Consider the following 12,955-nt stretch of genomic DNA (forward strand, 5'->3'; position numbering starts at 1 on the left):
AGACAGAGCCGGGCCGCCACGCTTCGGTCCGAGGTAATGGTGCTCGCGTCGGCGTCGGTCAGCAGGCGCGGTCTGTTGACAAACTGCTTATGCGTGTCGATCAAGTATGCTTCGTCGGTCGCGCGGAGCCCCGCTCGTCGATCGACGGTACCAGCCAAACTCTCCGTTCCGAGACGGGCGACCAGAACGGCAACAAGTGCGCCGTTCCCGGCACGAAGCGGCGCGGACAAGAACGGCGACAACAGGGTGAGGTTCCTTGAACGGTCCGGCACCAGGTAGAGGCCGGCGCGGTTCTTGCCATTGGTGAAATAAGGCTCACCCGCGCCCTGGCGGCCGCGATCGGTAGGATCCGTTGCCGTCAGGACTCGGCCCGATTTCGGTTCCATCACGAAAAGTGCCACAAAGTCCTCGCCCCCTCCGGTGCGCGCTGCAAGATCTTCGCGGAAGTCAGCCCAATCGTCAGGCGTCGCATCCGCAGGAAGACCGGCAAGCTTGCTGAAGTCTTCGACAATGTGGGGCGATTCGCTGAGCCCTCGCAGCTCGCTCAGCTGCCCGTCAAGCCATGACCCGATCGCGGCCTGTTTTTCCAGTGCACGCGATTGGACCTCGGCAACTACGCTGCTCTCAAGCGCCGCCCTGCCCTGGTTGAACGCCAGCCATCCGGTCGCGCCGAGAAGAATTGCAGCGAAGAGCGCAAAAAGCAGGGTAAGCTTTTGTGAAATCCCAAGCCGCAAGAGCGGCAAGGGCTCTTGCGGATCTGCATGCGGTCGCATGCTCATTCCGCACTCGGTCGCGCGCGGCGGCGAAGCCGCAGCAAACCGATCCCCAACCAGGCGAGAGCCAGCGCTAGAAGGGCAGCGGGCAGCCAGATCTTCGCCGCCAATATGCGCCGTCGGACCGAAGTCGCCATGCCGAACAGGTCCGCCTTGGACTGCGCGGAATATCTAGCCTGCCAGACACTAAAGTCGCCTATCGACTTCCCCGTGGCTGGATCGACGAAAAAGCTGTGGCCATTATCCGTCATGTCGACGAGGGTACCTGAGACGGGCTCGACCCACAGAAAGCCTTCGCCGTCAGTCCCGCCCCCGAAGCGCTCGGGTACGTCGGGAAGATAATCATAGGTCTTGGTCTCATCGAGGTCCGCAATCGTGAAGCGGTACACTGCGAGCGCCAGACCATCGACCACCTCATTGCGATCGAAAGCCAAGTGTCGTGGACCGCCATAATAGGGGTCCCAGACCTCATCAGCGACGTCTCTCAGCTGCGGCGGGAACATGAATTGCCCGCTGCGGCTAAGGTCGCCGTACCCCGCCACATTCCGGCGGGTCTTGCGATCGACGCCATAAAGGCCCGTGGTTTGATAGTTGACCTCACCGGTGTCGGTCGTCCAATCGATATGGCTCTGGACGATGGCAACGTCGCCGGTGGCGCTCAGCACTTGGTCGACACGACGGCCGTTCTGGTGGAACGCGGAGAAGGCCGCATCCGGCGTCTGCCGAAAGCGGCTGTCCGATTCGAGTATGACGCTACCGGTGTAGTCTGCCGGCAGCCTCTCCAAGACCGGTCCAAGGCTCAATCGAACAATCGCTGCGGCAGCGATCAAGAGCATTGGTGGCGCAAGGACCCACAGGAAACGCATCCAGCGCCGCGCCTGCGGCGCATTCACCATTGCCGATGCATGCGGAGCATCAGCTCCCATCGTTGCTCCCTTGGCTCGCCAGCGGCAATCGGGATCGCTCCTATGCAGACCAATATTCCATGCATACGTTCAGTCTATCTGCGAGCGGTCCTAAGTTAACTGCTTCCCACAGAGCTATCAAGATCAAGGATCTATTGCCCCTTGCGGATTCTCTTATCTTATCTGCAGAATAGCTAATATTTTGCTTACGATTTCGCCTCAAGCACCAGATGGTCCGGTGCAACGGGCCTTGGCAAGGTCGGGACATTGGCACGATCGGCGTCGGCACACCGGTACAACTGACTAGGGTTGTATCGCCTGCACGAGAAGCGGGAGGAAATCGTCCAGGCGACGATCAACGCACGCTACCTGAAGCGAAACCAGCCAACAGTCTCGCAGCTGGTCCGGGACGAGCTGACGTCGGAGAGCTGAAGCCGCCGCCGCATCGCCGAAACGATCATGGCCCTCCAGAAGCGTTAGCTCGGGAGCGACCTCTGACGCTGACGCGTGCGGTGCATGAGCTATGTCGGCTTTTCCCTCGGCCGTGGCCCTGAGCATGATTGCCAGAGAGATTTGGCTATGCGCGTTGATAGTCCGGCCCGAACGTCCGTGAGAACAGGCCGGCGGCCACGGTCCGCCGCCGAAGCTCCTCGATATCCTGCGAGTAGTCGCCGGTGTAGAGCTTAACGATCATCTGGTCGCGCGCCGCTCCAGTCAGATCGTAATGGAGATGGCCATATTTGAACGGGCTGGTATCCCGGCGTCTCCCCTGTGCGCGCCTGGTGACAACCCTGAGTTCCGCTTCGAAGGGCTCGACGCCGTGCAGCGCTACTTCGACGACCTTGCCGGTCTCGACGTCGGTTCCGATGGGGATTTCGACCACGGCTTTGCCGAGCGTGAGGCTGACAGCCCGCCCGGCGATGCCGCCAAACCGCGCCGGCTCGTCCGCACGGAGGCTCTCGGAGGCGGGATTCGTCTTCTCGAAACAGATCAGCGCCGCAATCGTGAGCACCACAAGGTTCACCAGTGCCCAATAGATTGCGACTGGCGAGAATTCCCCCGGAGGAATGCGCGCCCATTCCGGAATGATGTTGATCACAAGTCCGAGCGCAGTGGCCGCAATCAATATTGCCAGGCAGGCAAAGGTGTAGCCGTCGAATTTGTTGTCGACATTCGAGCTTCCCTTGGGTGTCACCCGAAACGGCCGCCCAAATGGCCGGATCAGGCTCGAAATCACCGTCGGCAGCATCCGGAAGGTGGAGAAGGCGCCGACAGCGCTCGAAACCACCGGCAGATAGCGCGTCGGCGTGATCCAGTGCATCAGCAGGAAATAGGCGACGAGAACAGGCAGCTGGTGGCTGACCAGATCGCCTGCTTCCGTGAAGAAGAGCGGAGGATACCCCGTCCAGAAATACATGGCAGGGACGATGAGGATCGCCAGGCGCACGAAATACTGCACGAGCCAGCTCACAGGCAGGAACATGATGCGCTGGAACAGGCTGAGACCCGGACCGCGAAGGGGTCCGTTGTGCACGAAAAGCGTCTGGATCCCGCCCTGGCACCAGCGTTGGCGCTGCACGAAATAGCCCTTCAGGTTTTCCGCGGCGAGCCCGATGGAAAGCCGCTCGTTGAGGTAGCGCGTCTTGTATCCCTTGTTCAGCATCGTCAGGGTCGTCAGCAGATCCTCGGTGATCGATTCCGTCGGAAAGCCGCCTATTGCCTCCAGTGCCGCGCGACGCGTGATCGAGCACGAACCACAGCAGAAGCTTATGTCCCAGGCATCCCTGCTGGCCGCCATCTCATCGAAAAAAAGGCGCTGTTCGTCAGGCCAGGACCGCTCCAGTCCGAGGTTGATCTGGACGGGATCCCTGTTGAAGAAATGCTGCGGCGTCTGCACGATGCCGATGCTGGGATCGGTGAAGAAAGGCAGTGTGCGTCGAAGAAAGTTCCGGTGTGCCACGAAATCCGCGTCGAACACTGCAACGAACTCGCCATCGCTCACCGTAAGGCCGTTGTTCATGTTGCCGGCCTTGGCGTGGGCATTATCCGGTCGGGTAACGTGGATTGCGCCCTTTTCTTCGCAGAACCGCCGAAGCCAATCCCGGCGCTGGTCGTCCAGGACGTATACTTTCAGCTTTTCCCCGGGATAGTGGAGGCCGAGCGCGCCAATGATGGTTCGCTCGAGCACGTCCAATGGTTCGTTGTAGGTCGGGATGAAGACGTCGACCGTCGGAAGCTCTTGCCGAGGCCGGCGGAAGAAATCGCTTGCGAGCGCATCCGCTTGGGCGCTGCGGTCGACATACCGGCTCATGATGATGAGGAAGAGCGTTATGTCGAAGAATGCGAGCAGTTCGATGCCATAGAGAAACCACACCCAATAGAAATCGAGGCCATCATCGGGATAGGGCAGCACGGTATCGGTGAGACGCCACCACAGATACCGGACAGCGACCGCGAAAACGATTGCGCAGGTGACGGTGCGCGCCCAGGTCTGGTACCGCGACCAGCCTTGGACGAAGATGAGGAAGAATGCCGCGACCAGAAAGGTCGGCGCCAGCGCTACCAGATACTGAACCATAGCCTCGTCAGCCACTGGGCCATCGTGAAGCTGCGCGTGTGGAAGCGGACCTGGACCGACCGCCCGACATGGCAGAAATTGCTGTAGTCGGTGTTGAGAGACGAGTTTGCGAGCGCCACCCTGATCCGGGCGTTGCGCCCTCTGCCGCTTGGAGGCATCGCCGCGAGTGTCGGCTCCTCTACCACCGCCGAATTGCCACGAACCGAAGTGACCTCACCGTCAATGACATTATCAGTCCCGAGGATGCGGACGTCCGCGGCTCGGCGCGGATAGATCTGGTCGAAATCGACCTCGGGAACCAGAATATCCACGAAAAGGTCGCGGCAATCGAGCACGCGCAGCAGTTCGTTTCCGGCGACGACGTTGGCTCCCGCAACGACGTTGTTACGCCAGATTACGCCGTTGAAGGGCATTGTCATGACCGCGCGTTCAAGGCTGTCGACCCGTCGCGCCTCCTCTGCCAGCTGCTTGGAAATCTCGCCCTGACGGGTGCGGCTTTCTGCGGCACGCGCATCGAGATCGGCGATCTGGATCGCCAACTCGTCCTGCCGCTGGTGCGAGTAAGGAACGTCGTTTTGCCCGTCCTCGAGAAAAACGCCTTGCCGCATCGCCTCCAGCTGCCGCTCCAGCCGTTTCAGGGTCAGGTGTTCGACTTCGACCTCCGCCGAGGCCGCGATCTCTGTCGCTTGCGCCTCGTCGACACTGCTCTGCGAAACGACGCCCCTCGCTATCAGCGCGGAATTGCGCTGGAGTTCCGCCGCACTCGCCGATCGCCGGGCCGCCAGCATCGTGATGCGTTGACGTGAAATCGCAATCTGCTGTTCGATGCTGTTGATCATCGCCTTGCTATAGGCATCGAAGCGTCGGCCCAATCTGGCACGCAGCGCCTCCAACTCGCTGCGCTGATTTTCGAGCGCCTGCACCCTGTTCCGCGTGGTCTCAAGTTCCGCGGCCAGCGATGTTTCGACGGCGCGATTCACCCGCTCGTTCCGGATCGTCAGCAGTACTGCATTTTCTGGCAGGTGCGTGCCGGTTTTCGGCGGCGTCTGCAGCACGGTGCCCTCGATCGGGGCCGAGATCTCGGCGAAACGCGCATTGATGGTGCCGTCGAGGCTGGTATATCCCGTGAGTCCAGGCAAGAGAGCAAGAACTGCGGCAACCAGCAGCAGGAACCCTACTGCAACTCGGACAAAGCGTTTGTTCCAAAACATGGGCGCCCACAAAACGATCTAACAGTCGTCATTGGTGACGGCACCCCTCGCCCGATCGCTACCTTAGCGCGCAACCGTTAACAATAACACTCCCGTTCAATGAGGGATTGGCGACAGAGGGAGGCTTGGCCTACGCAGACACGCCCTTGCGAACAGGGTTCGCGGACGGTCGGTGGCCTATCGGCGAGCTTGCGCGAAAAGGCGGCAGCTGCCGCCCCGCTGTGGGCCTTCTGGTGCTCGGGGCGATCATTCCGGATCTCGATCAGGTCGTTGCGGTGAACAGGAGACCCCCTGCGCCCTTAGGTCCGATCCTGCGGCACTGCTCGCCGGGGTAGCTATCGCCGAGCGTTCTTGCCAGCGGGTCTTCGTACTGAGCCCCGGTGAAGAGGTTGACTGACGGACAACTCGGTTAGTCCATCAAAAGCACCAAGGCGGGATGCAGCTTCTTCAGATTCGGCAATGATTTCGATTGCCAAGGGATGTCGGGCGTTCCACGCACGACGAGTCGAACATCGGGATGCTTGCGCACCTCGATGGTAAATTTCGCCAGCAGGTTGATACCGGACGAGTTGAGAAAGTGAAGGTCCTTCAAATTGAGCGTGATGGAAGCGGGATTTGAGGCAAGAACACTGGTCGCCAAAGCCGTGATCGGCGCACCGGCCTCGGAACTGGCAAGCCGCATTGCACCGTCGAAAAATATATCGCTTCCCTCAGTCCACACGCGGTAGTCGTCCGTCTTGATTTCCATAATCTGGCTTCGTTTCATTAGTTGTGAGTTTGCGAGATCGGTATGGAGGCATACGTCTCCAGGCAGATCCGATCGTTTTCGTCGGCGGAGCTGAATATCCAGGCCAGGCGCGCGCCATAGTCGCTCATCAACGTCAGCAATCCGAGCCCGGAGCGCCCCGCGTCGGGGTTCGCGGCATTCGCTTCAATTCGCTGTATCAGCAGATCCTTGGGGTCGCCAACCGTGATGTCCGCCAGCAGGCTTTGGAACTCGGACGCGTTTTCCCCATCGACGTCATTCGACACCTTGAGCTTGAAGCTCTCCGAATCCATCGACGCCTCGATCACGATCTCGCCCGGTGCGCGAAACTTGACGGCATTTTCGATGAGTTCGTTGGTCAGATATCCGATGCTGTGCCGCACCTCCATGTAGTCATTGCGGGACGACTGGAAGCGCAATGCGAAAAGATCGGCGATGAAGTCCGAGGTCGTAGCACAATGACGCCAACTCAAGTCGAGAGGCCCGTCGAACAGCCGCACACGACTGACGCTCTCCTTCATCCCGATTGCAATGTCAGGGGTACCGAACAGCGCTGTCATTTCTATGTGTGCCTTATGATCACGAGTGTGATGTCGTCGTGGATCTTCTGGATTCCGATATGGGTCATCAGATCCTCGACGATTCCGGTCTTGATTTCCTCGGCGCTCCTGCCGTGACGCTTTTGCACGCTCTTGCAGAGCCGATCGAACCCGAACAGTCTTCTGTCTTCGTCCTCCGCCTCGGTCACTCCGTCGGTGTGCAACACGATCACGTCGCCGCTCCCGAACACGATGTCACGCGTGTCGATAAACTGCGAGATGTCATTCTCCAGGCCAACCGGCAGCCCCAGGTCAAGCGTATCGATGCGTTCGACGTCCCCATCCGCGCGCACGACGAGAACGTCCTCGTGCTGGCCGGAAAGCGTCACCCGTCCATCCTCAAAGTCAAGAAAGGCCAGCGAAAGATGCTTGTTGGTGTTCGTCCGCTCGATGTTCTTGAAGATCGCGCTGTTCAGCCGAACCAGAAACTGGTGCGGATCCCCTTCGTTGGCCTCCTGCAAGGCGCGTGCAACGGATTGGACCATCAGCATCAGCACGCCGCTCTCGAGACCATGACCGGTCACGTCGCCGATGCCGATCTTGACCCGTGATCCGTTCTGCAGGACGTCGTAGTAGTCCCCGCCGACCTCGTCGGCCGGCCGCATGTAGGCCGCGATCTCCAGCCCCGGAATCGCTTCGAGTTCGAATGGTTTCGGCAGGACCATCATCTGGATCTGCCTGGCAACCGCGAGCTCTGCGCCGAGGCGGACGTTCTCGTCCCGCAGCTTTTCGTTGAGTGCGGAAATCTCCTGATTTGCGTCGCCGAGCTCCCTGGTCCGTTCGTCGACGAGTTGCTCGAGGTTTTCCGTGTGAAAGCTGATCTGCTCAGCCATGCGGTTGAAGGCGATCCCTGCCGCTCCAACCTCGTCGCGTGTTGGAATGCTCACGCGCACTGAATAGTCTTTGGACTGGAGCCTCTGCGCGGCACTGGCGAGCGCCCTGAGGCCCGCGGTGATGCGCTTCGAGATTCCGAGCACCGCCGCAAAGACGATCAGAAGCGAAACGACGATCGCGGCGATCTGAAAGAGCAGGATACGGTTGGTTGCGCGCGAAATACTCTGCTGCGCGGTGAACAGGGACGCATAGATCTCCCGTTCGGGAACGACGATCCCGACCGACATCGTCTCGGACTTGACAGGCCCCGAACTCCACAGATTGATCGGCTTCAACCTCTTGAGGACGACGATATAGGGTACCCGCTCGCCGTTGTTGTCGAGCATGATGTGCTGGATGACCCCGTCATTGTTCTGGTCGAGCGGCAGCGATGCGATAGCCGGCTGCGTGCTTGCCCGCAGCGACCTCTCCAGGCCGGTGACGCCCTGCGTGCCCGCATCGCTCGACGACGTCAGGCCGATGATCGCCTGGCTCGACGGATTGATCGCCACCACGTTGCCAGTCGACATCGTGAGGAAGCCGAACCCGGTTTCGGCGATCTTCACGCGCTCGACGACTTCCGCGAGCTGGTCGAGCGTGATATCTGCACCCGCTACGCCGGCGATACCGGTATGATCGCGCGTCCACAGCGGGTGGAAAAAGCTGACGATCAGCTTTCCGGTGATGGCATCGGTGTAGGGCGCCGTCTGGGTAATATCGTCGGGGACCGGACGCGAGGCCGGGTCTCTCGCCCACTGCTGCCATGAGCCATAGATTCCCGGAAAGAAGAACTCCCAGAACTCCGCCTTGTTGTGACCTGGATAGAGTCGGTCGAAGGTCTGTGCCTGGTTCGTATACGGCACCGTCCTGAAGATCGGCCGTTCTTTTGGACCAATATAGTACATCTGCAGTTTGGACGATCCGCTGGCCATGAGAGTCGGCGCGACGAGATCGATCACGGTACTGTCTTCTATTTCCTGCTGAACGCCCGGCAGCGGACTGTGGTCGGCGCCCAGCAGGTAGCCCCAGACGCTTACCACGGAAGGCGCGCCCGGCAGATTCTGCGCCCAATCGCCCTGCGCGTCGTAGACGATCTTGACGGAGCCGGGCGCTTCACGCGCCAGCGTCGCTCCGACCTGTTGCTGCCTCTTCGGATCGTCGATCTGGGCCTGCAGCACGCCGGCCAGCGCCTTGACGTCCCCATGAACCCGATCGAGCAGCAGGTCGACACTCAATGCCGTCGACTCGGCATAGGAACGAATGTATTCCTGGTTTGCGGTCGTCAGGCCCTCGCCGACTTCCGATGTGGCATCGTGCGACAGCTTTTGAACGTTCCAAAGCGCCAGACCACCGCTCATCAGGAGATCGAACAGCACCGCGCCGCCAACGACCAATACGAATTTCGCCCGAAAGGAGCGCAGGCCGAAGCGCGGTGTATGCCCGCTGTCGGCTTTCATTGCGGTCGTCGCCCCGAAGCGACCCAAATCGGCCAACCCGCGTAACCCTTAGGGTGGAGCGCAGCGAATATATGGTCCTGGAAGCCCTGCCGGAACCGCGCAACGAATTCCGGTCCGTCGCCGCGCCTGGTCGCCATCTCGCCCGCATAGACATCCGCCCAGGCTGCAATGACATCCGCGAAGTCCTGCGGATCGCCGTCCAGGTTAGTGACCATGAAGGTCTCGACACGTATGTCTTCGAATCCGGCTTCGATCAGGTATCGCCGACTCTTGGGCCCAAGCTCGACATCCATCTCGAAATGCGCGAACAGCTTCGCCACCTCGTTGTATGTCCAACGAATGCTTTCGGCGCGCGGCTCGCCGAGGCAATGCGAATTCTTCTCGTTGGTGATGTAGACCCGTCCGCCCGGTCTGCATATGCGGTAGAGTTCCTTGAGGATGAGTTCAGGTCGATTGAAGATTTGAAGGGAATGCCGGCAGGTCACCAAGTCGAACTGCGCTTCGTCGAGCAGCATCTCCGATGCATCGCCATAGGTATATTCGATGCCCCGGAGATCGAACTCCCGCATCACGCGTCGGGCATAGGCGAGGCTTGATATGGAGTGGTCTAGGGCGACGATCCGAGATGGCTGGAACTCCTTCTGCACGAGCACGGCGAAATCGCCGATCCCACAGCAGATGTCGGCCATAACGATCCCAGGCCTCATGCCATGTCGCGGCAAGATTGCGCGCTCATGGCGCCAGGTCATCTTTGTCTGGGTGCGGAGGATTGGAACGAACCCGCCTTCCTCTAGGAAGCCCTGTCCCGGATAGAATGCACTGTCATACTCCTCGACGGTGATGTTCGGTTCGATCCTACTCAAGCGACCGAATTTTCGTGATGTCCATCCGACGACGCTTGACGTGATGACGACGAATCTCAGATCGGGTCGAGCGCGGCAGGCGTCGATGATGATCCTCGAAAAGGCGTGAAACGCCGCGTTGTTCATCTGCGTCAGGCGTCTGACATTGACGTAGAGGACGCCGCGCACACGGTCGATCGCATCGCGGAGCAAGGCTATGCTGGGCCCAAGCTCATCGATCGCCTGGGGCCGGACTACCCCCGATATGGCGAACTCCTGATTGTTCGCGTCGTAGCGCGCCTTGAAACGCGGGAGGAGGTCGTAGGGGCTCACCTCTGTTGGCCCTCAAGCAGAAGATCCACGACAAGCTTGATCGCGTCGCCGTCGGCTTCCTCGACCCTGAGTGTCGCGCCGTAGTCGACAGCCAGTTCCAGGAGTACGACCTCCCGGCTGGGCGCGAGATCCCCAGATACCGAGTTAAGGTATCGCTCCCTGGCTTCGGATCCTGCGACTTGCGCCACGGCCTCTTCGTAGAATTGGCGCTCCTCCGGCACGCAAGGAAATGTCAGCTCAATCCTATCCGTCGCGCCATGGCGAGACACCCTGCATGCCAGTTCGCCGTCGGCATGGCGCGTGCGAAAGACGACTTCCAGTAATTCGTTGAAGGCAGAGGAAAAGAGATTTGAGTGCCGTACCGAATCCGACCTGGTTTGACTGATCATGCGGGCCATGTAGGTCGAGACATAATCGCAATGCCTCCAAGCGGAGACAAAAGCCTTCATTTCCATGTCGATCTGGATCATGGGCTCAAAAGTCGGCTCGCCAGCCAGATCATGATGAACAGATCTCATCGGCAACCTCGCTTGTTCCATCAGAATTTGTGCCCCGGCGGGCGATGGCCTCCGAGACGATCGACCGTGATGCGCAAGTCACGGACTAACTCGAAGAATTGCGTAGTACCTGCCTCGATCGTTTCCTCTCTTCACATAGGGCGCAAGGCGCTAGCCCGCCCCGTTTGTTCCTCCATTGCTCGTCCCACCCTCCGCGGGACCCGATTGATGAAATCGCCAATTGCCTCGATTCCGAGCGGCTGTCCCAGGAAATTTCCCTGCAGGCAATCGCAGTTTTCCTTGATCAGCCACCGTGCCTGCGCCGACGTCTCGACGCCCTCGGCAGTGACGCTCATTCCCAGGCCGTGCGCCAGATTTATGATCGATCGCACGATCGTTTGGCCTTTGGAATCAGTCTCTAGGTCAGTAATAAAGTACTGGTCTATCTTCAACGTATCGAAGGGGAAATTCTTCAGGTAGCTTAAAGATGAATAATGCGTTCCAAAATCGTCCAGCGAAATGCGTATTCCCAAGACATTGAGAGTATTTAGTGTATCGATATTGTCGATCGTCTTCTCGAGAAGAACCGTCTCGGTTATCTCAAGTTCAAGTCGTTCGGCCCGGATTCCAACTTCATCGATGATCTCAGCGACCGTGTCCGTCAGCGAACCGCTAAGGAACTGAGCCGGCGACAGGTTGACCGCGACTGTCAGCGAGGAAGGCCACGTCAATGCCTGGCGACAGGCTTCATCGAGCACCCATCGTCCAATCTCGTCCATCAGACCGTCGGCTTCGGCGATCGGTATGAACACGCTGGGAGGAATGATTCCGATCTCGGGGTGCCGCCACCGCAATAAAGCTTCGAAACCGACCACCGACGAAGGAGGCCGAATGAGCGGCTGATATTCCAGATAGAGCTCTCCGCGCTTCAGCGCGGTTCGAAGACTACGCCTCAGATTCTCGCGTTGCTCGAGCAAGAGCAGCATCGCACGGTTGAAGATTCGAGCGCAGCCGCGTCCATCCGTCTTGGCTGCATAAAGGGCAATGTCGGCGGCTTTCATCAGCTGCTCGCCATCGGTCCCGTGCTCCGGCGCGAACGCAATTCCGATACTGGAGCCAACGAACACGGGGATGTCGTTGATGACGAACGGCTCCTTGAACGCATCGACGAGCGATCCGGCAAGGCGCTCCGCTTCCGCGGGCTGCTCCTTTGCCAATTGGATGACGGCGAACTCATCGCCGGCATAGCGGTACGCGGATTCGCCCTCCTGCAGCGCGTCGCGGATTCGGCCTGCCGCGAGTTGAAGAAGCGTGTCGCCCGCGCCATGGCCGAGCGTGTCGTTGACCGCTTTGAAATCGTCAAGGTCGATTTGCAGCAGCGCGGCTTTCGGCTTTGGTCCGCCGACGGCAGCCAGTGCCTGCTGCAGCCGCTCGCCGAACCGCCGCCGATTCTGCAGGCCGGTCAGCACGTCGTGCGTCGCCTGGTGGAGCAGAACTACATGCTCCTGTTCCTCCGCTGCGCTCCGCCCGCCCTGCCCTCTCGATTCGATGATTCCTACACCTTTTGCAGTGCCGAAGACGAAAACGGACCGGGGTGCCTCGCCCGATGATCGCGGCAAGTCGATGCTTGTCGGAGAGCCGCCCTGGAACACCCGGAGAAATTCGTCGCGACACCTCGCATCGAGGAAGCTCGGGTAGACCTCCCAAATGGCGGCGCCCGGCGTCACCACACCGCCGTACACGCCTTTGAGTCTGGTTGCGTAGTGCGTCAGGCGGAAGTCGCGGTCATAGAACGACACGAGATCGGCTGTGTTCGACAAGAGGTGAGCGAGAAGCGCTTCGTCAGTACTTGGAGCGCTGGAGGAAGGCCCCTCACTCTCCGTGCCGGCGCCGGATGCCTTTGGATGCAAGTGCCACCTCCATAGGCCTCGCCAATATGTCTCCCTCAGTCAAAAAATAGCATAACTGTCAAGCTTGGCAAACTTTCAACTCGCATGCTTAACAAGCGCGGTGTGCGGCGTAGTCGCGATGCGTGCTCAGCTGCGACTGACGGCCGTTTATCGACACGATGAACATTAATTAAACTTTACTAAATTAGCAATTCGCAGATAATTGGCTGTC

At 59.8% G+C, this 12,955-nt stretch carries 10 protein-coding genes; all 10 read right to left on the bottom strand.

Annotation, left to right across the window (positions count from 1 at the left end):
* Positions 1 to 779 (bottom strand): cache domain-containing protein (locus tag EOA38_RS13745; protein WP_189434659.1); only part of this gene is annotated, 779 nt, incomplete at its 3' end.
* Positions 776 to 1,699, bottom strand: coding sequence for a porin PorA family protein (locus EOA38_RS13750; RefSeq protein ID WP_127299430.1), 924 nt, complete (start codon positions 1,697 to 1,699; stop codon positions 776 to 778). The genes EOA38_RS13745 and EOA38_RS13750, both read right to left, overlap by 4 nt.
* Before the next feature lie 556 nt (positions 1,700 to 2,255).
* Complete coding sequence (locus EOA38_RS13755; RefSeq protein ID WP_126095868.1) at positions 2,256 to 4,256, bottom strand: glycosyltransferase; 2,001 nt, start codon at positions 4,254 to 4,256, stop codon at positions 2,256 to 2,258.
* Positions 4,238 to 5,467, bottom strand: coding sequence for an HlyD family efflux transporter periplasmic adaptor subunit (locus tag EOA38_RS13760; protein WP_126093376.1), 1,230 nt, complete (start codon positions 5,465 to 5,467; stop codon positions 4,238 to 4,240). Before EOA38_RS13760 ends, EOA38_RS13755 begins: the two co-directional genes overlap by 19 nt.
* A gap of 409 nt (positions 5,468 to 5,876) precedes the next feature.
* Positions 5,877 to 6,215, bottom strand: coding sequence for a hypothetical protein (locus EOA38_RS13765; RefSeq protein WP_125005859.1), 339 nt, complete (start codon positions 6,213 to 6,215; stop codon positions 5,877 to 5,879).
* 17 nt (positions 6,216 to 6,232) lie between these two features.
* A complete protein-coding gene (locus EOA38_RS13770) occupies positions 6,233 to 6,793 on the bottom strand; it encodes an ATP-binding protein (protein WP_189350008.1) in 561 nt (186 codons plus the stop codon).
* 2 nt (positions 6,794 to 6,795) lie between these two features.
* Positions 6,796 to 9,162, bottom strand: a complete 2,367-nt coding sequence (locus EOA38_RS13775; protein ID WP_126093375.1) for a SpoIIE family protein phosphatase — start codon at positions 9,160 to 9,162, stop codon at positions 6,796 to 6,798.
* On the bottom strand, positions 9,159 to 10,337 hold the full coding sequence (locus tag EOA38_RS13780) for a class I SAM-dependent methyltransferase (protein ID WP_126093374.1): 1,179 nt from the start codon (positions 10,335 to 10,337) through the stop codon (positions 9,159 to 9,161). Before EOA38_RS13780 ends, EOA38_RS13775 begins: the two co-directional genes overlap by 4 nt.
* The gene (locus tag EOA38_RS13785; protein WP_245464648.1) at positions 10,334 to 10,807 is read right to left on the bottom strand and encodes a ubiquinone biosynthesis methyltransferase UbiE; all 474 of its coding nucleotides are present in this window, start codon (positions 10,805 to 10,807) and stop codon (positions 10,334 to 10,336) included. The genes EOA38_RS13780 and EOA38_RS13785 overlap by 4 nt, the downstream gene beginning before the upstream one ends.
* 179 nt (positions 10,808 to 10,986) lie before the next feature.
* A complete protein-coding gene (locus EOA38_RS13790; protein ID WP_126095866.1) occupies positions 10,987 to 12,654 on the bottom strand; it encodes an EAL domain-containing protein in 1,668 nt (555 codons plus the stop codon).
* Positions 12,655 to 12,955 lie beyond the last annotated feature (301 nt).

Source organism: Mesorhizobium sp. M1E.F.Ca.ET.041.01.1.1, from assembly GCF_003997355.1.
In the GTDB taxonomy this organism is placed as follows: domain Bacteria; phylum Pseudomonadota; class Alphaproteobacteria; order Rhizobiales; family Rhizobiaceae; genus Mesorhizobium.

Coding starts and splice junctions, on each gene's coding strand:
- EOA38_RS13750 (WP_127299430.1), bottom strand. CDS start 1,699: ATGGGAGCTGATGCTCCGCATGCATCGGCAATGGTGAATGCGCCGCAG.
- EOA38_RS13755 (WP_126095868.1), bottom strand. CDS start 4,256: ATGGTTCAGTATCTGGTAGCGCTGGCGCCGACCTTTCTGGTCGCGGCA.
- EOA38_RS13760 (WP_126093376.1), bottom strand. CDS start 5,467: ATGTTTTGGAACAAACGCTTTGTCCGAGTTGCAGTAGGGTTCCTGCTG.
- EOA38_RS13765 (WP_125005859.1), bottom strand. CDS start 6,215: ATGGAAATCAAGACGGACGACTACCGCGTGTGGACTGAGGGAAGCGAT.
- EOA38_RS13770 (WP_189350008.1), bottom strand. CDS start 6,793: ATGACAGCGCTGTTCGGTACCCCTGACATTGCAATCGGGATGAAGGAG.
- EOA38_RS13775 (WP_126093375.1), bottom strand. CDS start 9,162: ATGAAAGCCGACAGCGGGCATACACCGCGCTTCGGCCTGCGCTCCTTT.
- EOA38_RS13785 (WP_245464648.1), bottom strand. CDS start 10,807: ATGATCCAGATCGACATGGAAATGAAGGCTTTTGTCTCCGCTTGGAGG.